This is a genomic window from Rhizobium sp. BK112 (assembly GCF_014193215.1).
Classification (GTDB): domain Bacteria; phylum Pseudomonadota; class Alphaproteobacteria; order Rhizobiales; family Rhizobiaceae; genus Rhizobium; species Rhizobium anhuiense.
On sequence record NZ_JACHYZ010000002.1, the window covers coordinates 754,266 to 775,421 of the forward strand.

General features: G+C 61.6%; 26 protein-coding genes. 10 read left to right on the plus strand and 16 right to left on the minus strand.

Going from position 1 to position 21,156, the window contains the following annotated elements:
- Positions 1–16 precede the first annotated feature (16 nt).
- Both FHT75_RS09195 and FHT75_RS09200 read right to left on the minus strand, forming a co-directional pair.
- Entirely contained in the window at positions 17–1,066 is a 1,050-nt protein-coding gene (locus FHT75_RS09195) for a DUF2336 domain-containing protein (RefSeq protein WP_063476708.1), read from the minus strand.
- 248 nt (positions 1,067–1,314) lie between these two features.
- Positions 1,315–1,521 carry a hypothetical protein gene (locus tag FHT75_RS09200; protein WP_063476709.1) on the minus strand — a complete coding sequence of 69 codons (207 nt, stop codon included), beginning with the start codon at positions 1,519–1,521 and terminating at the stop codon, positions 1,315–1,317.
- A gap of 542 nt (positions 1,522–2,063) precedes the next feature.
- Here FHT75_RS09200 and FHT75_RS09205 point away from each other — a divergent pair.
- Positions 2,064–2,231: a hypothetical protein gene (locus FHT75_RS09205; protein ID WP_003546657.1), complete on the plus strand. Its 168-nt coding sequence runs from the start codon at positions 2,064–2,066 to the stop codon at positions 2,229–2,231.
- Positions 2,232–2,245: 14 nt separating this feature from the next.
- Here FHT75_RS09205 and FHT75_RS09210 read toward each other — a convergent pair whose 3' ends face one another.
- From FHT75_RS09210 to FHT75_RS09220, 3 genes are all read right to left on the minus strand, one after another.
- The gene (locus FHT75_RS09210; RefSeq protein WP_183844657.1) at positions 2,246–2,794 is read right to left on the minus strand and encodes a DUF1254 domain-containing protein; all 549 of its coding nucleotides are present in this window, start codon (positions 2,792–2,794) and stop codon (positions 2,246–2,248) included.
- Positions 2,787–3,374 carry a DUF1214 domain-containing protein gene (locus FHT75_RS09215; RefSeq protein WP_047614316.1) on the minus strand — a complete coding sequence of 196 codons (588 nt, stop codon included), beginning with the start codon at positions 3,372–3,374 and terminating at the stop codon, positions 2,787–2,789. Before FHT75_RS09215 ends, FHT75_RS09210 begins: the two co-directional genes overlap by 8 nt.
- Positions 3,375–3,552: 178 nt before the next feature.
- Entirely contained in the window at positions 3,553–5,739 is a 2,187-nt protein-coding gene (locus FHT75_RS09220; protein ID WP_063476661.1) for a transglycosylase domain-containing protein, read from the minus strand.
- A 204-nt stretch (positions 5,740–5,943) separates the two neighbouring features.
- Between FHT75_RS09220 and FHT75_RS09225 the strand changes: the two genes are divergently transcribed.
- The 4 genes from FHT75_RS09225 (at position 5,944) to FHT75_RS09240 (ending at position 8,622) form a co-directional block, all read left to right on the plus strand.
- Positions 5,944–6,420, plus strand: a complete 477-nt coding sequence (locus FHT75_RS09225; RefSeq protein WP_048338360.1) for a YcgN family cysteine cluster protein — start codon at positions 5,944–5,946, stop codon at positions 6,418–6,420.
- Positions 6,421–6,642: 222 nt separating this feature from the next.
- Complete coding sequence (locus FHT75_RS09230) at positions 6,643–7,626, plus strand: TerC family protein (RefSeq protein ID WP_097623215.1); 984 nt, start codon at positions 6,643–6,645, stop codon at positions 7,624–7,626.
- Positions 7,627–7,670: 44 nt separating this feature from the next.
- A complete protein-coding gene (locus tag FHT75_RS09235) occupies positions 7,671–7,973 on the plus strand; it encodes a hypothetical protein (protein WP_097623214.1) in 303 nt (100 codons plus the stop codon).
- 25 nt (positions 7,974–7,998) lie between these two features.
- On the plus strand, positions 7,999–8,622 hold the full coding sequence (locus FHT75_RS09240; RefSeq protein ID WP_063476710.1) for an exopolysaccharide biosynthesis protein: 624 nt from the start codon (positions 7,999–8,001) through the stop codon (positions 8,620–8,622).
- On the opposite strand, the gene FHT75_RS09245 is transcribed toward FHT75_RS09240, so the two are convergent.
- Entirely contained in the window at positions 8,619–9,188 is a 570-nt protein-coding gene (locus FHT75_RS09245; RefSeq protein WP_183844656.1) for a helix-turn-helix domain-containing protein, read from the minus strand. The two genes, FHT75_RS09240 and FHT75_RS09245, sit on opposite strands and share 4 nt — an antisense overlap.
- A 121-nt stretch (positions 9,189–9,309) precedes the next feature.
- On the opposite strand from FHT75_RS09245, the gene FHT75_RS09250 reads away from it, so the two are divergent.
- A complete protein-coding gene (locus FHT75_RS09250) occupies positions 9,310–10,224 on the plus strand; it encodes an SDR family oxidoreductase (protein WP_063476663.1) in 915 nt (304 codons plus the stop codon).
- A 141-nt stretch (positions 10,225–10,365) separates the two neighbouring features.
- Here FHT75_RS09250 and FHT75_RS09255 read toward each other — a convergent pair whose 3' ends face one another.
- From FHT75_RS09255 to FHT75_RS09275, 5 genes are all read right to left on the minus strand, one after another.
- Positions 10,366–11,469, minus strand: a complete 1,104-nt coding sequence (locus tag FHT75_RS09255; protein ID WP_047614325.1) for a fatty acid desaturase — start codon at positions 11,467–11,469, stop codon at positions 10,366–10,368.
- 301 nt (positions 11,470–11,770) lie between these two features.
- Positions 11,771–11,914 (minus strand): hypothetical protein, encoded by a 144-nt coding sequence (locus tag FHT75_RS09260; protein ID WP_164735919.1) that lies wholly within the window; start codon positions 11,912–11,914, stop codon positions 11,771–11,773.
- Positions 11,915–12,287: 373 nt separating this feature from the next.
- Entirely contained in the window at positions 12,288–12,623 is a 336-nt protein-coding gene (locus tag FHT75_RS09265) for a hypothetical protein (RefSeq protein ID WP_047614326.1), read from the minus strand.
- A 27-nt stretch (positions 12,624–12,650) separates the two neighbouring features.
- Positions 12,651–13,028 (minus strand): hypothetical protein, encoded by a 378-nt coding sequence (locus tag FHT75_RS09270; protein ID WP_174824448.1) that lies wholly within the window; start codon positions 13,026–13,028, stop codon positions 12,651–12,653.
- Positions 13,029–13,123: 95 nt separating this feature from the next.
- The gene (locus FHT75_RS09275; RefSeq protein WP_063476665.1) at positions 13,124–14,524 is read right to left on the minus strand and encodes an MFS transporter; all 1,401 of its coding nucleotides are present in this window, start codon (positions 14,522–14,524) and stop codon (positions 13,124–13,126) included.
- A gap of 123 nt (positions 14,525–14,647) precedes the next feature.
- Here FHT75_RS09275 and FHT75_RS09280 point away from each other — a divergent pair, with 123 nt between their 5' ends.
- Positions 14,648–15,610 carry a LysR family transcriptional regulator gene (locus FHT75_RS09280; RefSeq protein WP_063476666.1) on the plus strand — a complete coding sequence of 321 codons (963 nt, stop codon included), beginning with the start codon at positions 14,648–14,650 and terminating at the stop codon, positions 15,608–15,610.
- A 41-nt stretch (positions 15,611–15,651) separates the two neighbouring features.
- Here FHT75_RS09280 and FHT75_RS09285 read toward each other — a convergent pair whose 3' ends face one another.
- On the minus strand, positions 15,652–16,515 hold the full coding sequence (locus FHT75_RS09285; protein ID WP_063476667.1) for a LysR substrate-binding domain-containing protein: 864 nt from the start codon (positions 16,513–16,515) through the stop codon (positions 15,652–15,654).
- Positions 16,516–16,646: 131 nt separating this feature from the next.
- On the opposite strand from FHT75_RS09285, the gene FHT75_RS09290 reads away from it, so the two are divergent.
- Positions 16,647–17,033: an ectoine synthase gene (locus FHT75_RS09290; RefSeq protein ID WP_048338366.1), complete on the plus strand. Its 387-nt coding sequence runs from the start codon at positions 16,647–16,649 to the stop codon at positions 17,031–17,033.
- 50 nt (positions 17,034–17,083) lie between these two features.
- Here FHT75_RS09290 and FHT75_RS09295 read toward each other — a convergent pair whose 3' ends face one another.
- The 4 genes from FHT75_RS09295 to FHT75_RS35795 all read right to left on the minus strand — a co-directional run bounded on the left by FHT75_RS09295 (position 17,084) and on the right by FHT75_RS35795 (position 18,596).
- Positions 17,084–17,464, minus strand: coding sequence for a VOC family protein (locus tag FHT75_RS09295; RefSeq protein WP_047614333.1), 381 nt, complete (start codon positions 17,462–17,464; stop codon positions 17,084–17,086).
- Positions 17,465–17,701: 237 nt separating this feature from the next.
- Positions 17,702–18,013 (minus strand): hypothetical protein, encoded by a 312-nt coding sequence (locus tag FHT75_RS09300; protein ID WP_127430383.1) that lies wholly within the window; start codon positions 18,011–18,013, stop codon positions 17,702–17,704.
- A complete protein-coding gene (locus tag FHT75_RS09305; protein ID WP_127430382.1) occupies positions 18,010–18,336 on the minus strand; it encodes a hypothetical protein in 327 nt (108 codons plus the stop codon). Before FHT75_RS09305 ends, FHT75_RS09300 begins: the two co-directional genes overlap by 4 nt.
- Positions 18,333–18,596 carry a hypothetical protein gene (locus FHT75_RS35795; protein ID WP_127430381.1) on the minus strand — a complete coding sequence of 88 codons (264 nt, stop codon included), beginning with the start codon at positions 18,594–18,596 and terminating at the stop codon, positions 18,333–18,335. Before FHT75_RS35795 ends, FHT75_RS09305 begins: the two co-directional genes overlap by 4 nt.
- A 501-nt stretch (positions 18,597–19,097) precedes the next feature.
- On the opposite strand from FHT75_RS35795, the gene groES reads away from it, so the two are divergent.
- Both groES and groL read left to right on the plus strand, forming a co-directional pair.
- Positions 19,098–19,415, plus strand: a complete 318-nt coding sequence (groES, locus tag FHT75_RS09315) for a co-chaperone GroES (RefSeq protein WP_127430380.1) — start codon at positions 19,098–19,100, stop codon at positions 19,413–19,415.
- A gap of 47 nt (positions 19,416–19,462) precedes the next feature.
- Positions 19,463–21,097, plus strand: a complete 1,635-nt coding sequence (groL, locus tag FHT75_RS09320; RefSeq protein ID WP_063476668.1) for a chaperonin GroEL — start codon at positions 19,463–19,465, stop codon at positions 21,095–21,097.
- The last annotated feature ends 59 nt before the right edge of the window (positions 21,098–21,156 follow it).

Here is a 21,156-nt window from a genome sequence, read left to right on the forward strand (position 1 = left end):
CCGCCCCCTCGTCGGCTCAGCGATACCGCCGTCCCATGACGCGCATGTCGCGTTGCGGCGGCGTCTGGCGGATGAAGCGGTGGTTCGGCGTTTCCTGAGGGGGCGTCACATTCGGCGCCTCCGGCTTATAGGTGTAGCGATCGGCGCGCCGCCAGGCGTCCACACGGTCGTGGCATTCTTCCGGATCAAGTGCATCGAGCACCATCCAGCCGCGTGTGACGTTGTGCTGCTGTTCGGCAAGATGCGGATAGAGCCTTTCGAGCACGAAGACGGCATCAAGAAAACCCATGCCGAGGCTGGTCAGCGTCGTGGCGAGCTGTTGGCCGGAAAGATCAAGCATGATGCGCTCGGCAAGCCAGCGGCTGGCGGACAGCGCATCGGCAAGGGCTGTTGCGAAATGCGCCGCCTCGCGGGAGCGGGCGAAGCGCACCAGCAACGCCTCCTGAATGTCGGTGAGCGTGCGCAGGCCGAGCCTGTCCTCGTCGGCACGGCCGAGATGACCGGCAAGCCCGAGAAGGCGCTCGCGCAACGCCTCTTCGTTGGCCACCCGCTGTTCCTCCAGCGCATCCGCCTCATTGGTTTCGGTGGGCGTCGGCGAAAGCGGGACTGCCGGCGATTCCGTGATCGGCGCCGAGGCGGCGGCCGATCGCGGCTGGGTCTGGCGCAGCGCCACCAGCGCATCGATGACCTTCGGCGAGAGTGAATCGCGGCTGACGATCGCCTTGACATGCGCAGCACCCTGCATGCGCGCGATGGTGATCAGCGTATCGTCGGCAATTGCCTTTGAGGCGGCAAGAAAAGGGGCGGCGATCTCGATCGGCTGATTGCCGATGAACAGCGCCACGGCGGCCGGCATGTTCTCGCATTGGGACAGGGCTGCGACCGCCTGGCGCTTGGCCTCGTCGGAGGAGGCTTGGAACAGCGGCATGAAAAGCTCGGCAAATTGGCGCAGTTCGGACCGTGTCGGATGCGACAGGTTCTCAAAACTGCTGACAGTCGCCATCAATACCACGTCCTTTTTCCTGACGGCCAAGGGGCCTTCTAGGTCTCGAAACCGGTCACGCACAACAATACCCCGAAAACGCAGAATAAGGGGACCACAGGCCGATATGCGCTGGCGGAACGCATGTCGGGCCATACGGTTATGAATAAATCCTACACCGGTACGGTTAATGCATGCTGAAGATTTTATTAAAATGTAACAGAAATATACACGCAACGCGTGTCGCGGCACGGTTGGCCGGCAATATCAGAACGCGCGGTTTGAAAGGGCGTTGGGCCGCCTGCGTATCGCCGCTGTGATTGCGGAAAAGTTCAGGCGATCCTGTGATCGCGCAGCGCGTGCAGCAGCTTTTCGCGGCTGTCGTAACCGGCTTGATAGAGGTCGAGTGCGGTGGATGCCGCAAACTGCGCCTCGACGCTTCTGATGTCGATGCGCCGTTCCGCGCACCAGTCGTCGAGCGCACTGCGCAGCACGTCGAGATCATCAGGCGAGAAAGAAGAATTCACCAGCAAAGACACCGCTTGCACTCCGCATTCCGGCAAGAGCGTGGATGATCCGCGATCGATCGGGGCCCGGAAACGTATGATCGATGAGAGCAACAATACGCGCATCTCAGTCGCTCGCAATTAAATATTTTCATGAAGCATTTTTGCAACACCGCCTTTTTCCGCGCGTGTAAGCTTGCCGCCTCAATGCCAACTATATGAATTGTTTCTAATTTTACGCGTCGATCTCCAACCCGGTCTTTCCGTGGGCGGCGTGAAACCAAATCAACTCTTCGCGCGTTACAGAGGAAGTGAGGTGAACTGTGTTTGGCATCCGCCGAATATTAGTAAACTGTTAACTGTCATCTGTCTCAATTCGGATAGGAACGACGCGATTTGAGTGTTTGGATCGTTGAAACTCCGCATCACGGTATTTCAATCAGGTGCCGTGGGAAAGGCGCGAATGCCCTCGGTCCGGTCATCCCGGTTCCGCAGGACGCGCCGGCCCGCACATTGGCGGGCAGGGTGAAATCCATCGCAAGTTCATCCGTCTCGGGCAGTGCATGGAGACGAGAATGGCAATAGTAGTCGCATTGGCGGATCGGCGGCCGCGGGCGCCGCGTCGTCCGGACAAAGAGCCCCGCGAAGCCAAGATCCTCTGGTTCACCGGCGTTCGCTACGAGCGCTTGGCCGAGAGCCCGAAACATCGTCCGGCGCCCGCGCCGCGCGTCAACAAGAAGTAACCGCTTGTTCAACCTCAGCGAGCGGTGAATTGCTCGCAGCCGGCTTCCGTGAGAAAGTTGCGCGCGGCCTCATTAAAGCTCGCCTGCGGCGCCAGCGTCCGCAGCACGGCATAGCCGTCCGTCCGTGCCATTTCCACCAGGATCGCCTGCTGCAATTCCTGCGGCAGGTTCTTGCGCAGGTCCGTCAACTGGATCGGACCGCCGGCCAGCACATCGAGCGCCCCGCCGACCGACGTCCTGTCGTTCATGCTGAAGACCTCATTGGAGGCGCTGTCATAGATCGCGATCGACCAGAAGGGCACATTGCCCTTGGCGGTGAAATGCACCGGCCCATCTTCGATGTCGAAGGAGCAGACAGCGGTGCGCACGAAGGGGTCGCCATTGGCAAGGCCGGCCTCGTCATACCGGTCGGCGAGCAGATAGAAATTGTTGAGATCGCCCTCCGCCTCCACGCGGGTCGCCGCATCCCTGCCGGTGAAATGCGGCAGTGACAGGATGATGACGAGATGCAGCAGCGCTGCGCCGAAAAGACCGGTGAGGATAGCGAAGAATATCCTAAGCATTGCCGCATCCGGTCTTGGTGAGCTTCGGCATGGCGAGGTCGATCACGCCGGAGCTGCCGGCGGTCGGGGTGTCGAACAGCGTCAGCACCAGCCGGAAGGTGCCGGCTTCCGGCAAGGCCAGCCAGTTGCCCGGCTGCGCGACGGCGGAGATCTCGATCGAGAAGCTGCTGTCCGGCTGGCGAAGCACCGTCCAGGAATTCAGCGCCGAGGGATGTCCGGTCTTCACCGCCGCCGGATTGCCGCCATTGTCGGCGGTAAAGAGGGTCCAGAGCCGGGCAGGCGGCGTCTGCCCGCTGATGCGGTAGCGGCAGTTGGCATTCAGCCGGCCGCCCTCGTCGTCGACGCTCGCCGTAAAGGTCAGGCCCTCGGCGCTGCCATAGAGCAGCTTGCCGGCGCGCGCCCGGTGCGACTTGGCGTAAGGGTCGGCTTCGACCGTCTGCAGCGCCGGAAACGCCTCCCAGGCGCCGAGCTTGATCGCCCCGAAACCCTGCGTCGCATCCAGCGCATAAAGCGAAATCATGATCCCGCCGCCGAAGGCGACGATCAGCGTGATCGCGATAAAGAGGGGGAATCGAAACACGTCAAGACCTTGGAAACCATATCGGATGAAAGGGTTACCACTGATTCTGGCGGGGTGGAATGCCGCGCCGCGACATAGGCGCCGATTGATCCCCGGTTGGTGGTGGCAGCCGGATGAGGGGCAGGCACCGAAGATCTGCCGGGTCGAGGATTTCTGAATCTGCGCGTGATGCCGCCAACTACTCCGCGCTCGCCACCTTCGCAGGCGCGAGCGGAGCGGCATTCTTCAGCTTCTCGCCGAGCTTCTTGAGGATGTCGGTCGATTGAACCGAGAGCATGCGCGGCCGGATGAGCTGCGGCAAACCGTCCTGCGGCTTGGCGGCGGCGGTTTTGGCGAGGTCCTTTTCCGAGGGCAGGGGGTTTTCGATGCCGGGAATGGCGCGCAGCGTCACACCCTGATGGGCATAGTCCATAGCGCGCTTGAAGGTCATCGCCGGCAGCGAGCCACCGGTCATCTCGTTGGTCGATGTATAGTCGTCATTGCCGAACCAGACGGCGCAGGTGTAGTTGCCGGTGTAGCCCACGAACCAGGCGTCGCGATAGGCCTGCGTCGTACCGGTCTTGCCGGCGGTCACAATGCCGTTGTCGAGGGCTGCCTTGCGCGCCGTGCCGACATAGGGAACGCGCGACAGCATCTGGTTCATATAGGCGTCGGCCTGTTCGGAGAGCACACGTTTCGGCGCCGGCTCGTCGCGGTCGAAATCATAGAGCACGTCGCCGTCGTAATCGAGGATCTGGGTGATGCCGTGGCGGCGCGACTGGTAGCCGCCGGCCGGGAAGGTGGCATAGGCCGTCGCCTGGTCGAGCACCGTCACCTCGGAGGTGCCGATCGGGATGGTGACGTCGTCGCGGATCGGCGTTTCGACGCCGAGGTTCTTCGCCATCGCCCGGATCGGCTGAATGCCGAGTTTTTCCTTGGCGAGCCGCACCGGCACGGTGTTGATCGACTGGGCGATCGCGGTCTCGAGCGTGATGCGGCCGGCATAGCGGTTGGCATAATTATGCGGGCTCCAATTGCCCCAGGAGATCGGCGCGTCGACGATCGTCGTCTGCGGCGTCATCCCGCTCTCCATCGCCACCGAATAGGTGTAGACCTTGAAGGAGGAGCCCGGCTGGCGCAGTGCCCTGGTGGCGCGGTTGAACTGGCTCTCGCCATAATCCCGGCCGCCGACCATGGCGCGCACGGCGCCGCCGTTTTCGATCATCACCATGGCACCCTGCTTGGCGTGATAGGCCTCGCCATATTCGCGCAGCGACGTTTCGACCGAATCCTCGGCCGCCTGCTGGATGCCCATGTCGATCGTCGTGCGCACGATCAGCGAATGCTGGTGGAAACGCGGTGAAAGCCGCTGCACCTCGTCGAAAGCCCAGTCGAGGAAGAAGTCAGGCGATTCCACTTCGTTGCGGTCGACGACGGTCGCCGGATTGCGCCGGGCGGCGATCACCTGGCCTTCGGTCATCAGTCCGCTCTGCACCAGATTGGTCAGCACTTCGTTGGCGCGAGCACGCGCTGCCGGCAGGTTGACATGCGGCGCATATTTCGCCGGCGCCTTGAACAGGCCGGCAAGCATGGCGGATTCGGCAAGGTTCACATCGGTGATGTTTTTGCCGAAATAGAACTGTGCCGCCGCCGCGGCGCCAAACGTACCGCCGCCCATATAGGCCCGGTCGAGATAGGTGGAGAGGATTTCCTTCTTGGAAAGGTTCGCCTCGAGCCACAGCGCCAGGAAGGCCTCGGTGACCTTGCGGTCGATCGAGCGTTCGTTGGACAGGAACAGGTTCTTGGCGAGCTGCTGGGTCAGCGTCGAGCCGCCCTGGACGACCTCGCCGGCGCGCGCATTCTCGCTCATGGCCCGGAAGAGGCCGATGAAATCGATGCCGAAATGGTCGAAGAAGCGCCGGTCCTCGGTGGCGATCACCGATTTGATCAGCGAATCCGGCAGCTCGTCGATCGGCACGGAATTCTGGTGGATGACGCCGCGGTGGCCGATGACGTTGCCGTAGCGGTCGGTGAAGGTGACAGCGAAATCGCCGCGATTGCGCCAGTCCTCCTTGGTCGCCTCGAAGGCGGGCTGGGCGAGCAGCAGCATCAGCACCGAGCCGGCCGCCCCGAGCGTCAGCCCTTCGCCGGCAAGTTCGAAGACCATGCGCTTCCAGCCGCGCACGCGGAAGCGGCGGAAGAAGATGGTGATGTCTTCCCAGATCTCGGCGGCGCGGAAGCCGGCGTTCCAGACGGTCGAATCGATCCAGGAATCGATGCGCAACAGAATGTGACGGCTCTTCCTAGGCCGCTTGTCCGCCGCCCCGTTCGCCACTTTTCCGGGCTCGTTGTCTGGCCCGTTTTCTGGGTTGTCCGGATCCTGCACGTCCTGTATTCCCGCCTGATCGTGCTTCGGTCATCTCCGACGAAAGCGCAAGGCCCGCATATGGCCGCAAAGCTCTCCGATACCAGGAGAGAATTCTCCGAGTACCAGGAGTATATTGAAGAATTGATTGATTTTGCGGCTGATAACAAGAGAGATGCATGAGGGTCACGCGAATTTGCGGGCCGCTGTTGCAAGAAACGAACGATGAACGATCTGCCCTTCTGGAAGAGCAAGACGCTGGCCGAAATGACCGTCGCCGAGTGGGAAAGCCTCTGCGATGGCTGCGGCCTCTGTTGTCTCAACAAGATCGAGGAATGGGACAGCGGCGATATCTATTTCACCTCGGTGAGCTGCAAGCTGCTCGACGGCGAAAGCTGTCGCTGCTCCAGCTATGAGAACCGCTGGGACTTCGTGCCGGATTGTGTGCAGCTGACCAAGGAGAACGTGCCCGATATCGCCTGGCTGCCGCCCACCTGCGGCTACCGGCTGGTCAATGAAGGCCATGACCTCTACTGGTGGCACCCGCTCGTCTCCGGTGACCCGGAAACCGTTCATGCCGCCGGCATTTCCGCGCGAGGCCGCACGATCAGCGAAAACGAGATCGATATCGACGATCTCGAGGACTACGTCGTCGACTGGCCGCTGACCGTGGGTGAGGTAAAGGACGATGAGGAAGCCTGAGGCGGCCGGCGCTCCCGGCTTTCTGTTGCGGGGCGAGTGACGCATTCGCACTGCCGCCTCCCGCGCGACATATAAAATTGGCGCCGGCCGCTGCTTGATTATTGAAAAGTGAGACCCCACTTGCGGTGCGACCCGCTGGTCCGGGCCCCTCTGGCGAGAGCTTCGGCACTCTTGCGATGTCGGACCTCTTCTCCGACAACCAGTGCCGACAGGGGACTATCCTTGGATCTCTCTTTTTTGTTCGTCGAGTGGCTGGGAACGCCGCTCTGGATGTGGTCGAGCTTTTTCGCCCTCGTCATCGCCATTCTGTCGTTCGACCTCGGTATTCTTCATAAGCAGAACAAGGAAATCGGCGTCGGCGAAAGCGTCAGGCTTTCCGCCCTCTATATCGCGCTCGGCCTCGCCTTCGGTGGTTGGGTATGGTGGTATCTCGGATCCGAGGCGGGCCTTGCCTATCTGACCGGCTTCGTCGTCGAAAAGACGTTGGCCCTCGACAATGTCTTCGTCATTGCCCTGATCTTCTCCTTCTTTGCCGTGCCGCGCATCTACCAGCACCGGGTGCTCTTCTGGGGCATTCTGGGCGTCATCCTGTTGCGCGCCATCATGATCGGCGTCGGCGCCACGCTGGTCGCCGAATTCGCCTGGCTTCTCTATATCTTTGCCGCGTTCCTGATCGTCACCGGCATCAAGATGCTGTTCGTCAAGGAGGCCGAGCCTGATGTCTCGAAGAACGTCCTCGTCCGCTTCATGCGCAGCCGCTTTAACGTCACCGACGAACATCACGGCGAGCGGTTCTTCGTCAGAAAGGCAAACCCCAAAACGGGAAGGATGACCTGGTTCATCACTCCGCTCTTCATGGCGCTCGTGATGGTCGAAGTGGCAGACGTCATCTTCGCCGTGGATTCGGTGCCTGCGATCTTCGCGATCACCACCGATCCGTTCATCGTCTACACCTCGAACATCTTCGCGATTCTCGGCCTTCGCGCCCTCTATTTCGCGCTGGCGGCGATGATTCATCGCTTCCGCTATCTGAAGCCCGCGCTTGCCATCGTGCTGATCTTCATCGGCTCGAAGATCTTCCTCGCCGATCTGCTGGGCCTGGAAAAATTCCCGGCCGCGCTCTCGCTCAGCATCACTTTCACGATCATCGCCGCCGGCGTGGTCTGGAGCCTTCTCAAGACGCGGGATCCGCAGCAGCCCGCCTGAGCGGGCTCTGCACACGCAAACGCTAACAAAGGAAGGAACCGGATATGATTTCGAATTTCATCGGCTGGATTTTTGCCCTCCTCGTCGTCGGTCCGCTGCAGGCTGAGATACAGGAGCAGGCTGAGCGCGCCCGGCTTCCCGTGGAGATCGTCCGCCAGTCCCGGGCCTGCCTGACATCCCAGGGGCCGCAGCTCATCGAGCGCGCCGCCGGCGACTACGGCTGGGCGGCGGCCACAGTCGTCAGCATAGCGATCGGCTATACTGCGCCGGCAGAACTTCTCGACGGCAGCGACCCACAATGCGCAGCCCTTGCCAGCGCCCTGAAGGGAGCCGGCGAGGGTGCGTGACCGCGACCAGCTGAAAATGGACCGTGTGATTGATCACGACGGAAATAGACGACCGCGCGGTGTGGCCACCGCGCGGCTTCGGGAGATGCTGGAACTCGCCCGGGCGAAAGGCGGACTCTCCATCGGCGAGGCTCTGGAGGCGATGGGCCCGACCAGCATCGCCTTCACCATCCTGTTCCTGGCAATCCCGGCTCTAACCCCGATCCCCGGGCCGTTCGGAATGGTTTTCGGCACCGCGCTTGCGCTGGTCTCCCTCCAGATCGTCGCGGGTGGCCGGAAGGTCTGGTTGCCCGCTATCATCAGGGATCGCCGGGTTTCGTCCGTGGCGCTTGATCTTATCGTGGGTCACGCGGTCCCGGTGATCGCCCGGGTGGAAAAGCTCGTGCGCGCCGGCCGGCTGCAGGCCCTCACCGGCCGAACGGTACAGGCGCTTCTCGGCATTCCTGTCTTTCTGCTCGCCGTCGTGATCGCGCTGCCGATCCCCTTCGGCAATATTCTGCCGGTGTTGTCGCTGGTGGTGCTCGCCGTTGCCCTGATGGAGCGGGATGGTCTCGTCACCCTGATCGGACTGCTGCTCACATCGGCGACGATCGTCGCGACCGCCGCCTTGCTTTATTTTATCAAGGCGATGATCTTCACGGCCTCCTAGGCTGAATGGACAGGTACCGCGCCGAGGAAACGCCGCAACTCGGTCTCGACATAGGCAGCCACCGGCCCTTCGGCGCCAAAACCCCACCAGAGCAGCGAACCCTGCCATTGCGACAGCATCAGCCGGGCGATCGTCTCCGGCGCCTTCGCCGATCCGAAACATTGCGCGATATCAGCCATCAGCGCTGTTCCCCAGGCAGCACCCCGGGCGCGCAGCACCGGATCGCGGAAATCCTCGCGAAGCACCAGCAGTCCTTCGCCATAGGCGGCGGCATCGTCCCCGTAGTCCTGCGACAGGCCGACGAGCAACGCGACGGCGCCGTCCGGGGTTTTCGGCACGGTCCCGGCAAGTCGCGCCGTTTCCGCGTCAAGCCTGTCCCAGGCATAAAGCAATGCTGCGCGCAGCATCGCCGCCTTCGTTGCGAAACGCTGCACCAGCGTCGAGCCGGAAAGGCCGCTTGCTTTCGCCACCGCCGCAAAGGTCGTCGCATCCGGCCCCTGTGCCTGGATCAGCGCAAGCACCATGGCGAGAAGCTGTTCATCGGAAACTGTGCGGCGGCGCGGCATGAAATTCCTCTCGCATTCATGTTGAATGTAAACGATCATTCGTTTATATACAACCAACCCCGGAAACCCGGGGCGCTTTCCATTTCGGCGTGAGAGCCGTTTTAGCGTGGAGGATGGAGAAGTGACAGCGAACTTGCGGGAGAAAGTGGCGTTGGTGGCGGGAGCTACGCGCGGCGCCGGCCGGGGCATTGCGATGGAGCTCGGCGCCGCCGGCGCCACCGTCTATGTCACCGGGCGTACGACACGCGCGCAGCAATCCGAATATATGAGACCGGAGACGATCGAGGAGACGGCCGAGCTGGTGACCGCTGCCGGCGGCAAGGGCATTGCCGTGCAGGTGGACCACCTCGTCAATCAACAGGTCGAGGCGCTGGTCGCCCGCATTCGCGAGGAAGCCGGCCGGCTCGATATTCTCGTCAACGACATCTGGGGCTGCGAGAAGCTGTTCGAATGGGACAAATCAGTCTGGGAGCATTCGCTGGACAAGGGCCTGCACATGCTGCGGCTCGGCATCGAAACACATCTGATTACCGCCCACTACGCGCTGCCGCTGATGATCGAGCGGCCGGGTGGACTGCTGGTGGAAGTAACCGACGGAACGGCCGAATACAATGACACGCATTACCGGCTTTCGCCCTTCTACGATCTCGTCAAGACAGGCGTCACCCGCATGGCCTGGGCGCATGCGCAGGATCTGGCGAAACACGGCGCCACCGCCGTGTCGATCACACCCGGCTGGCTGCGCTCCGAAATGATGCTGGATGCCTACGGTGTGCGCGAGGAGAACTGGCGCGATGCGACGAAGATACAGCCGCATTTCGCCATTTCCGAAACCCCGCGTTTCCTCGGCCGCGCCGTTGCGGCGATTGCCGCCGATCCCGACCGCGGCCGCTGGAACGGCCAGTCGCTATCGAGTGGCGGCGTGGCGAAGACCTACGGCTTCGACGACATCGACGGTTCGCGGCCGGATTGCTGGCGCTACCTGGTGGAAGTGCAGGAGCCGGGCAGGCCGGCGGATGTGACGGGTTATCGCTAAAGCGAAACTGCGCGGGGTTTTGCGTCTGCAAAAGCCCGACCGATTCCAGGGAAACCGTCAACCGGTTTCCCTGGATTTTCGTAAAAACAAAAGGTCAGAGCGGTCTGCGCTTCAAAAGCGGAACCGCTCAGAGCCCGCCGGTTATCTTGCTGCGGCGAGCCGGGCTGCGTCGCGAAACGACACCAGCCGCTTCGCCTGTTCGTCCCACAGCACCAGTTTGACGCAGCGCAGGCTGTCCATGAGCGTGATGCGGCCGATATCGGCAAGCTCAGGATGGTCTCGCAGCACCTCCGGCAGCCGGTAGTAGGGCACCCGGCTCGACAGATGATGCACGTGGTGGATGCCGATATTGCCGGTGATCCAGCGCAGCACCGGCGGCAGGTCGTAATGCGAGGCACCGTGCAGGGCCGCATGCTGGAACTGCCAGTCCGGCTTCTTCGACCAATGTGTTTCCTCGAACTGGTGCTGGACGTAGAACAGCCAGACGCCGGCAGCGCCGGCCAGCAGCACGATCGGCAGATGCACCAGCAGAAAGGGGACGATCCCGACTGCCCAGATCAGCAGTGCGGCGGCCGCTGCGATGGCAAGATTGGTCGCCATGGTCGAGATCCAGGGCAGGGCGCCGGAGCGCATCATGCCGAAAGGCAGGCGCTGCTTGATGAGAAACAGCCATGCCGGTCCAATGCCGAACATCACGATCGGGTGCCGGTAGAGCCGGTAGCCGATCCGGCCCCAGCGCGACAGCGCGTTGTATTCGGCAATCGTCAGCGTCTCGATGTCGCCAACGCCGCGCTCGTCCAGGTTCCCGGCCGAGGCGTGGTGTTCTGCGTGCGCCCGACGCCAATAGTCGTAAGGCGTCAACGTCAGGATGCCGATCGTGCGTCCAACCCAGTCGTCGACGCCGCGACGGGCGAAAAACGAGCCGTGGCCGCAATCATGCTGGATCATGAACAGCCGGAGCAGGAAAGCGGCGGCGGGAACGACGAGGATGAGACCTGGCCAGAAGCTGTAATGAACCGCCGCCCATGCGGCGGCCCAGAACAGCGCGAAGGGGACGACCGTGACGGCAAGCTCGAAGGCGCTGCGTCCGGCCCGTGGCTGGCGATATTGGGCAAGGATCTTCAACCAGCCCTTCTCGGTGAAAAGGGCGGTTTGATCTTCGGATCGCTTCGGGTTTTCGTCAGGCTCGCCCGAAGGGGCAACCCGGATTTCCTCGCACTCGCTGCGGCGCGCAGATTCGATCACAGAATAGCGCCGTGAAAGGCAGCGACAGTCGAAAAGCCGAGTGCAATCACCACGGCTGAGCGAATGAGGAATAGCGGATAGTCGAAGCGGTACATGGTATGAAGAGGGGTCATTTTGTGTGGCACCTTCCGTTTTCTTTAAAACACGTTCATGCGTGATCCCGTCACGCCAGAGCGCGGCGTGCCCGAAAGGGCACGCTGTGACTTTGAATCTGCGCATAATCCTTCCGCAAATCGATCTTGATTTGCGCTGTTATGCGCCATCGATGATGAGAGCCCCGTCCAGGGCTCGAGACGAGCCCCTATTTTTTTGGAGCACTGCCCTGCGGGGCGGCTTTGGTCGCCGTCTTCATCTGGTTGGCGAATGTGCTTTCCACTTTCGCAGCTTGCTTGTCCTTTTTTGGCTTCCGGACCTCGCGATTGCTTCTTACCTGTCCTTTTGCCATGGATGAGTCTCCCTTTGGATCGACATTAAAAACCGCGGCCTGCGTGGTATTCGCCCCGCTTGTCGGTCGCGACTGGAGATCGCGGGATCGTCATGAGGGGCAACCCGACAACACCGGGCCGCAGGGATGGAATGAAAATGATGCCTGCTGAAACCGCATCGCAGTCTGGAGGCGGATGACCGGAGAGGTCACCGAAAGCCAAACCCGACGTTGAGACGGGACGTCACCATGCTTTCGCGATCGGGAAAATGGCGGGGCCGGAAAACCGGTCACCGCAAATGCCGCATCGGCCAAATCAGCGAGCCCTCTTCATAGAATAAAATTGAGGTGCCATTAAGGCCATCGCCGCAGGAAAGCCATATTTCCACAGGGCTTATTCATTTAATGGAAACAGCCGGATCAGCTTCGTTCTTTCCATCTCGGCCAGGCCTGATGCCGACATGATGCCGCGAGCCAAACAGAGTTCGATATCCCGCCCGATATCGAGTGGCACCCGCATGCCACCGGCCTTGAGAAGGCGGTCGGTCATCGACAGAAGCAGATCCACTTTCGCCTGGCAGCCGTCGATCTCAAGGAGCGCCACCCGGCGCTCCTTGTCGATGTCTGCAAGATCCTTGTCCTGCTGCCGTTGCTGGTAAGCTCCGAATTGCACCCATCCGAAATAGGCGGCCGCTGCGACTGAGATACAAAGCAAGAGGGTTTTCCGCACAATAATCCTTCGGAGCCGGGCGGCTGGCTAGCCGGCGGCACGTCTTTCGCGGGGCAATCCCTGTATCGCATATCGGTTACAGACAGGAGTTACCACTTTCGGCGGGGCCTTCGGCTTGCCGAAATGGTGTTCGAGCGCCCGTGAGAGCATGGCCGGCGAGGTGACGCCCTCTTGGAACAGCCTGATCAGCAGGATGGCCGCGACGTTGAAAACCCGTTCGTCATCGATCAGGATTCTGGCGTCGTAGCCGGCGTCGTCGAGCACGCCCTGAAGCATGTCGAGATCGGACGAGGTCAGATGCGGCTTTTCTGAGGTGGAAGACATCGGTCCTCCTTTCGTCGGGGCGAGGGTATAAAAACCCTCAGTCGGCAGCGCCCGTGCGATGGCTGCCGAAGGCGGGACCATGCGCCTTTCGCTGAGGCAACGCAACGGGAATCTTGCTGCGGATATCGCACCGGTTGATGGGCAGCCCGCACCGGTCAGGGTGCGGGCCGAGATGGTTATTCCGCCGCCTGATAGCTGGGTCTCCGGGCGGCCGATGTCCGCGGACCGGCGGCTGCAAGCAGGGTGATGGCGATGGCAAGCAACGCCACGAAGGCGATGCCGGCGACATAAGGGTCCCAGCCGAAATGCGGCGCGGCGCCGAAGACCGCCGAGGCGGCCGCAAGCACGATGCCGCCGCCGATCTGGAAGGAGGCAAAGAGCAGTCCCGAGGCGAGTCCAGCCTTGTCGTCCTCCACATCGGAAAGGGCCGCGACCTGCACCGAGGGGTAGGTCAGGGCGTAACCGAGGCCGAGCGGGATCTGCGAGAACAGAACGAGCAGGATCGGGTCGACATGTCCGAGCGCGGTCACCCAGAAGATGTAGCTGAAGGCTTGCAGGCCGACACCCACCGCCATCAGCCCGGTGGCGCCGCGATTTTGCGCGAGTGTGGCAAAACGTGGCGCCAGGAACATCACGAAGACGCCGCCAAGCGCAAAGCAGAAGCCGGTGGTGAAGGCCGACCAGCCTATGGCGTTCTGATAGTAGAGCGTCGCCAGGAACTGGAAGCCGACATAGGCGCCCTGGAAGAGGGCGGCAATCGCATTGGCATGCCGAAGCTTGGCCCGACGGAACATGCCGAGCGGCACCATCGGATCGGCATGGCGCGCTTCGACCGCGAGGAAGAGCAGGATCAGCACCAGCGACGCGATGAGCGAGCAACAGGTCGGGAAGGCCTGCCAGCCCGCTGCCGCAGCGTTGGTGATCCCGAAGACGAAGAGCAAGAGCCCGGGTGTGATGGTCAGCGCGCCGGCCCAGTCGAAGGCCGGCCGCGGTCCGGTTCTTTTCGGGTCGGCCGGCAGCACCAGCGGCGCAAGAAGGAGCGTCAGGATGGCGACCGGCGCGCCCATGACGAGCGTCGCCCGCCAGCTGAAGATCGTCGCAGCACCGCCGATCACCATGCCGAGCACGAAGCCGGCGGCGCCGGTGGAGGAGAAGACGCCGAGCGCTTTTGCCCGCGCCGTTCCCTCGCCGAAGACGGAGAGCAGCAGCGCCAGGGCGGCCGGCGCGGTGAAGGCGGCGGCAATGCCCTTGATCAACCGGGCGGCGATCAGTGTCGGGCCGCTGTCGACGAAGCCGCCGGCGATGCTGGCGGTGGCAAAAATTGCCAGCGACCAGAGGAAGACGCGGCGATGGCCGAAGACGTCGGCGACCCGGCCGCCGAGCAGCAGGAAGCCGCCATAGCCGAGCACATAGGCGCTGACGGCCCATTGCAGCGAGGTCGCCTCCATGCCGAGTTCGGCCTGGATGGCAGGCAGCGCGACGCCGATGGTGGAGACATCCATGGCGTCGAGAAAATTGGCGGCGCAGAGCAGCAGCAATGCCAGCCCTGCCCCGTTTCGCGATTTGGAAAGAGTCATCGAAATCGTTCCTTATTTGCTGCCGCCTCATCGGGGGAGGTTGCCGGGCGGCAGGGAACGAGAAAATGTACAGCTTCCTTTCCTATTGCAAATTGATAGTAGCCATGCCAGGTATTACTGGTGATGATGAATGATGCCACTCTTCGCAAGATCGACCTCAATCTGCTGCTGGCCTTTTCGGTGCTGATGCAGGAGCGCAATGTCAGCCGCGCCGCAGAGCGGCTGCTGCTTGGCCAGCCCGGTCTTTCGGCCGCTTTGCGGCGCCTGCGCGAGGCACTGGATGACGAATTGTTCGTGCGCGTCGGCCGCGGCCTGCAGCCGACGCCACGGGCCCTTTCCATCGCCCCGGCGATCGAGGATGCGCTGTCGGGCATCGAGCGTGCCATCCGCCCGCAGGCCGAATTCGATCCGGCCAGCTGGCAGGGCGAGTTCCGCATCGGCATGTGCGACAATCTCGAATCGGCCTTCTTCGGCCCGCTTGCCGCCCGTCTTCTCCAGCTCTCACCCGGCGCCCGGCTGATCGGCATCGCTTCCGACAAGCGCGATGCCGCGCGCCGGCTGGACGAGGGCGTCTTCGACTTCAGCGTCTCGGTGCACGAAGAGCCGGCCTCCTGGCACATCCGCGCGCCGCTGTTCGATCAGGCCTCGATCTGCATCTACGATGAAGCCCAGCTCCGGCTGAAGGCGCCGTTGAGCCTCAAGGATTTCGCCAATGTCGCCCATGTCACCGTTTCGTTCGAAGGCAATGCCGCGACCAGCATCGATAGCGCGCTGAGCCGCACTGGCCACGTCAGGCAGGTGGTGGCGACGGTGCCGCGTTTTTCCGCCTTGCCGACGGCGCTCAGGGCCATGCCGGCCATCGCCACGGTGCCGGAATCGATCGGTCGCTGCATGGCGCAATTGCATGGGCTGACGATCTGCCAGCCGCCGCTTTCCCTGCCGGCCGATCCCGTGACCATGCTCTATCGCCGCGTCGACCAGGCGGACGGCCGGGCGCGCTGGTTCCGCGGCCTGTTCCTTGACGTCGCCAGCGAGGCGCTCGAAGCCTCCGGCTGCCGCGTATCGATATCGAGAGCTGCGGCTTGACTCAGGGGTGATTGCATCGAGATTGTCGCCCCGGCCGCCGTCTATTCAATGACCGATTTGAACCACGTACAGAAGGCTGAAATTGATTTTTGGGGAGAAGCCCTGCAGATCAGAAAATAGCTCTCCTGTGCGAGAATCGCGATGTCCGAGAGCACGATCAGGTCGCCATTCTCGATTTCGCGGCGGCATAACTCGACCGGGCAAAGTGCCACGCCATGACCGGCAATGGCGGCGGTTGCGAGCAAATTGAAGTCTTGAAACACCGGCCCCTTTAGCGTTGGCGTCAACGGCACGCCCGCCTTGTCGAGCCACTGCGCCCAATGCGCTGTGGTCTCGTCGTGGAGCAGGTCTGCCGTTGCGATCTGTGTCGCGTGGTCGATGCTGCCCTTTCTTTCAAGATAGCGCGGACTGGCGACAGGTTGAGTGGCGCGGGAGAAAAGCTGGTGGCAAACGACGCCTTCGAAGGTGTCGGCGCCAAGCGTAATCAGTACATCGCAGCCGGTTTCACGCAGACGCTGTTCGGCCATGGCGTAGACCACCTTTATTGTGACATCCGAATGCCTCGCCAGGAAATCGCTGAGCGATGGTATCAGCCATCGCGTCGCGATGGACGGGATGCAGCCGACGGTGATCTCGGATCTCGTCCTGAGCTTCAATAATTCCGCTTCTGCGGAAATTCTTTCAAGACTACTCGATAGGGTTTCGGCAAAGCTTTTGGCCTCGGGTGCGAGCCGCACGCCGCGTTTTTCACGCAGAAACAAGGCACGTCCGAACCATTCCTCCAAATGACGGATCTGATGGCTGATCGCGGCATGCGTGACGCGCAATTCGTCGCCGGCGCGTGAGAAACTTGAAAGACGCGCTGCCGCTTCGAAGGCTCTCAATGCGCCGAATGGAAGTGTCATCTGTAAGTTTTCCTCAGCTATCCGATAGAAATCATCATTTGTCCGAATATGGAGATCACCAGTATGACTGCAGGAAGCGGATCTGAACAGTATCGCTGACGTGTCAAATTTTCTTACACCAGGAGAGCGGAATGTATGTGCGCAGCCTGAAGGATGTCGAAGCAACCGACTATTTTGTGGAATGGGGCAATGGGACGAGCCACCGTTTGCTGACGGAAAAGGACGGGATGGGGTTTACCGTTTGTCATACGATCGTGCGCGCCAACACCGTTTCGCTTCTCGAATACCGCCAGCATCTCGAAGCCTGCTATTGCATCGCCGGCGAGGGCGAGGTGGAGGATATGGACGGCACCGTCTTTCCGATCCGTCAAGGCGATATCTATGTGCTCGACAAGCATGACAAGCATCTGCTGCGCGGCGGCCGTGACCAGGATATGATCCTCGTCAGCGTCTTCAATCCGCCGCTCGAGGGATCCGAGCGCCATAATTTGAACGACCCCTCGGGATCGGCTTATTGAGATCAGCCTATAAGGGAAAATGCGCGGTTTTCTGACGGTCAGTCGGCTTGTTACAGCTCGCCTTTATGAAAATAGGCTTCGAGCCGGTAGCCGTCCGGGTCGATGATGAAGGCGGCGTAATAGAATTGTCCGTAATCCGGCCGGATCCCCGGTTCGCCATTATCCGTGCCGCCGGAGGCGACGGCCGCCGCGTGAAAGGCATCGACCGCAGCCTCGTTCGGGGCGACGAAGCAGAAATGCAGCCCGGATCGCAGATCGGCAACAACGGGGTGTTCGACCTGCATCACCCAGAGGCCGACCCTTTCCGGGCCGTAGCCGATCATCGTGTCGGAATTGGACAGCCGCTCATATCCGAGCGGCGCCAGCGCCGCGTCGTAGAAACGGCGGGCTCTTTCGATGTCTTTTACGCCGATGGAGACGTGATCGAACATGGACGCAAACTCCCTGACTTCCCTTGGTCTCCGAAGGACGGCTCATCCCTCAAGATGGCACGACGCCAACATCTTTCAACCGCGGTCCGAAGTCAACGAAAGGGCGTCGTTCAAAAAGGCTGGCGATCCGCTCGAGCGCCTTGGCGAAGAAATCGGCGCGCCGAATTGCCGCTGTTCAGCGCAAGCCCTGCGACGCTGTCACGTGATTTGGGGGAAGGGCGGAGTAGGGGCCGGATCCTAACGCCACGGATGAGCCGGCGGGGTGTCACGAGCGATCTGCGCAGCGTCGGATAGCCTGAGCCATTCCTTCCGGTATCCGATGTTGAGAAGATTGAAGGACAGCATGTCTCTCCCAGCCTGCGAACGGCTCGCGCCGTTCACGGCATGGTCCGCGTGCGTCGGAACGCTCGCGTGATAGACGGTCCACGAACGGGCGGGTTCGATCCGGCGGTCGCGTCCGATGTCCATGGCGTAGTGGCCGGCCGCGCCGCCCTTGTTGTTGCCGACAGCAAAGGCGTTCGGTCTTCCTTCGTCTTCATGACTGTTCACGATGTCAACCTTCCGTCATTCGGGCCGTGGCCAAACGTTGTCTCGATCAGTGTTGCGCCGCTGCCGGGCGATAGGTTTAGCGGTTCCAGGCTGTCTTCCGTCGTCACCCGCTCGTGACGTTCGTCGTCACTGCGGATGCGGTATTGCAGCACATTGCCTCTCGGAGGCAGCGTGGCGGTAATGCGGTATGTATCGGGGAGTTTGGAGGGAACGATGAAGAACCCGTCCTTCAACCGGACGGTCTGCCCCACCTTGAAGATATGTGTTGCTGCCTCGCGTCGGACGGGGCGTCCGTTGCGTTGCGGGTTGCGCGTAGCGGTCATGATTGCTGGTGATCCTGTTCGAGTGCGATTTCGAGATCTGACGGATGGATAGGCATCATCTGCAGCGTCGAACTCTGTGCGGCGATCGCCGGCAGGTGGATGAAAGCGCCGACGCGTCGCCAGGCAAGCCTGGAAACGCCATCGATCAATTCCTCGTCATAATCGACGCGATATTCCCCGGCTGGCTGTGTCCCGTCGAAACCTGGCAGGCGGAAAGGAGATGAAAAGCGGACGACGGTTTGTGTGGTGCGGCTTGTCACGGCTAAGGCCTCCGCAGGAATACGCCGATGCGTTTCCTGTATCGTTGAGATCCGAACCGGACGAACTCGGCGCTGCCGGTACATCCGCGGTCAGCGCCAAGCTCATTCCGGATCGAATACGCGAAATGCACGCCGGAACGACGTCATTATTCGCTATCGAGAATTCGGTGGTGTATGGCGGGTCGTAGGTCTCTGACACCGCGAAGCCAAGTCGGCCAAATCGACGAGACTTATCGTTACGCCTGGATTGCGTTTAAATCAAGATAAATTCGGATTTATCTATAAAAAACGCCAAATTAACTCCGCGGTCACGTAAATAAAATGGAGCGTAATGGCTCAAGAAATTCTATTCAATTCATAATTATTACAAAACATCCCGCCGAAATGATTTCCTGAATTTTTCAGCGTGAATAATATTTCTTGGCACTCCTATCAATCGAGTGCCACGGGTGCTATTTATGTGTTGCAGCCGCCATATGCGCCGGCAGCAGAAAGACCTCTATGAAATTCCGTTCACTTCACGACCGCGTCGTCATTCGACGTGCGGAAGGCGATGTCAAATCCAAGGGCGGGATCATCATTCCAGACGCCGCCAAGGAAAAGCCGCAGGAAGGCGACGTGGTCGCAGTCGGCCCGGGCCTGCGCGACAATAGCGGCACTCTCAACCCGCTCGACGTCAAGGTCGGTGATCGCATTCTGTTCGGAAAATGGTCGGGGGCAGAGGTCACGATCGAGGGCGAGATCCTTCTGATCATGAAGGAGACCGACATCATGGGCATCGTCGAAAAGATCGGAGTGGCCTCTCAAAAGGCCGCCTGATCGATCGCATTCCGATCCGTATCTCAAGACCGAACTGGACCAATATCATGTCTGCCAAGGAAATCAGATTCTCCACCGATGCGCGCGATCGCCTGTTGCGCGGCGTCGAATTGCTCAACAACGCCGTCAAGGTCACGCTTGGCCCCAAGGGCCGCAACGTCGTCATCGACAAGGCCTATGGCGCACCGCGCATCACCAAGGACGGCGTCACCGTCGCCAAGGAAGTCGAGCTCGCCGACAAGTTCGAGAACATGGGCGCGCAAATGGTGCGCGAGGTGGCGTCGAAGACCAATGATCTTGCCGGCGACGGCACGACGACGGCGACGGTGCTTGCGGCCTCCATCTTTCGTGAAGGCGCAAAGCTCGTCGCTGCCGGCATGAATCCCATGGATCTCAGGCGCGGCATCGATCTCGGCGTCGTTGCGGTGGTCAAGGAGATCCAGGCGCGGGCGAGGAAGGTCAAATCGTCAGGCGAGATCGCCCAGGTCGGCACCATTGCCGCCAATGGCGACGTCAGCGTCGGCGAGATGATCGCCAAGGCGATGGACAAGGTCGGCAATGAGGGCGTCATCACCGTTGAGGAGGCGCGCACCGCCGAGACCGAACTCGACGTCGTCGAGGGCATGCAGTTCGACCGCGGGTACCTCTCACCCTATTTCGTTACCAATGCCGAGAAGATGCGCGTGGAACTGGAGGACCCCTATATCCTCCTTCACGAGAAGAAACTCGGCAGCCTTCAGGCGATGCTGCCAATCCTGGAAGCCGTCGTGCAGACCGGCAAACCGCTTCTGCTCATCTCCGAGGATGTCGAAGGCGAGGCGTTGGCGACGCTGGTCGTCAACAAGCTGCGCGGCGGCCTGAAGGTCGCGGCCGTCAAGGCGCCGGGCTTCGGCGACCGCCGCAAGGCCATGCTGGAAGATATTGCCGTGCTGACATCAGGCCAGATGATTTCCGAGGATCTCGGCATCAAGCTCGAAAACGTCACGCTCGATATGCTCGGCCGCGCCAAGCGCGTGCTGATCGAGAAGGAGAGCACCACGATCATCGACGGTTCCGGCGAGAAAGCGGCCATCCAGGCGCGCATCCAGCAGATCAAGGCGCAGATCGAGGAGACCACCTCCGACTACGACAAGGAAAAGCTGCAGGAACGCCTGGCGAAACTGGCCGGCGGCGTCGCAGTCATCCGTGTCGGCGGTGCGACCGAGACGGAGGTCAAGGAAAAGAAGGACCGCATCGACGACGCGCTGAACGCGACCCGTGCGGCGGTCGAAGAGGGCATCGTGCCGGGCGGCGGCGTGGCACTGTTGCGCGCGAAGTCGGCGCTGACGGGTTTGACCGGCGACAACGCCGACGTGACGGCCGGCATCTCGATCGTGCTCAGGGCGCTTGAAGCCCCGATCCGGCAGATCGCCGACAATGCCGGGTTCGAAGGCTCCATCGTCGTCGGAAAACTCGCCGGCAGCAATGATCACAATCAGGGCTTCGACGCACAGACGGAGACCTATGTTGATATGATCGAGGCCGGCATCGTCGATCCGGCCAAGGTCGTACGCACCGCTCTGCAGGACGCCGGCTCGATTGCGGCGCTTCTGATCACCGCCGAGGTGATGATCGCCGACATTCCCGCAAGAGACTCTGCCCCTTCAGCCGGAAATGGCGGCATGGGCGATATGGGATACTGAGGCCAGCCTGAACCGGTCCGGCGTCGCCGGACGGCGCAACCCGAACAATAGACAGGGAG

Bases quoted from the DNA above. Each gene is read 5' to 3' on its own strand.
- FHT75_RS09205 (WP_003546657.1), top strand. From the start codon at position 2,064: ATGGCAATAGTAGTCGCATTGGCGGATCGGCGGCCGCGGGCGCCGCGT.
- FHT75_RS09210 (WP_183844657.1), bottom strand. From the start codon at position 2,794: ATGCTTAGGATATTCTTCGCTATCCTCACCGGTCTTTTCGGCGCAGCG.
- FHT75_RS09225 (WP_048338360.1), top strand. From the start codon at position 5,944: ATGAACGATCTGCCCTTCTGGAAGAGCAAGACGCTGGCCGAAATGACC.
- FHT75_RS09235 (WP_097623214.1), top strand. From the start codon at position 7,671: ATGATTTCGAATTTCATCGGCTGGATTTTTGCCCTCCTCGTCGTCGGT.
- FHT75_RS09245 (WP_183844656.1), bottom strand. From the start codon at position 9,188: ATGCCGCGCCGCCGCACAGTTTCCGATGAACAGCTTCTCGCCATGGTG.
- FHT75_RS09260 (WP_164735919.1), bottom strand. From the start codon at position 11,914: ATGGCAAAAGGACAGGTAAGAAGCAATCGCGAGGTCCGGAAGCCAAAA.
- FHT75_RS09270 (WP_174824448.1), bottom strand. From the start codon at position 13,028: ATGGTCCCGCCTTCGGCAGCCATCGCACGGGCGCTGCCGACTGAGGGT.
- FHT75_RS09275 (WP_063476665.1), bottom strand. From the start codon at position 14,524: ATGACTCTTTCCAAATCGCGAAACGGGGCAGGGCTGGCATTGCTGCTG.
- FHT75_RS09280 (WP_063476666.1), top strand. From the start codon at position 14,648: ATGATGAATGATGCCACTCTTCGCAAGATCGACCTCAATCTGCTGCTG.
- FHT75_RS09285 (WP_063476667.1), bottom strand. From the start codon at position 16,515: ATGACACTTCCATTCGGCGCATTGAGAGCCTTCGAAGCGGCAGCGCGT.
- FHT75_RS09290 (WP_048338366.1), top strand. From the start codon at position 16,647: ATGTATGTGCGCAGCCTGAAGGATGTCGAAGCAACCGACTATTTTGTG.
- FHT75_RS09295 (WP_047614333.1), bottom strand. From the start codon at position 17,464: ATGTTCGATCACGTCTCCATCGGCGTAAAAGACATCGAAAGAGCCCGC.
- FHT75_RS09305 (WP_127430382.1), bottom strand. From the start codon at position 18,336: ATGACCGCTACGCGCAACCCGCAACGCAACGGACGCCCCGTCCGACGC.
- groES (WP_127430380.1), top strand. From the start codon at position 19,098: ATGAAATTCCGTTCACTTCACGACCGCGTCGTCATTCGACGTGCGGAA.
- groL (WP_063476668.1), top strand. From the start codon at position 19,463: ATGTCTGCCAAGGAAATCAGATTCTCCACCGATGCGCGCGATCGCCTG.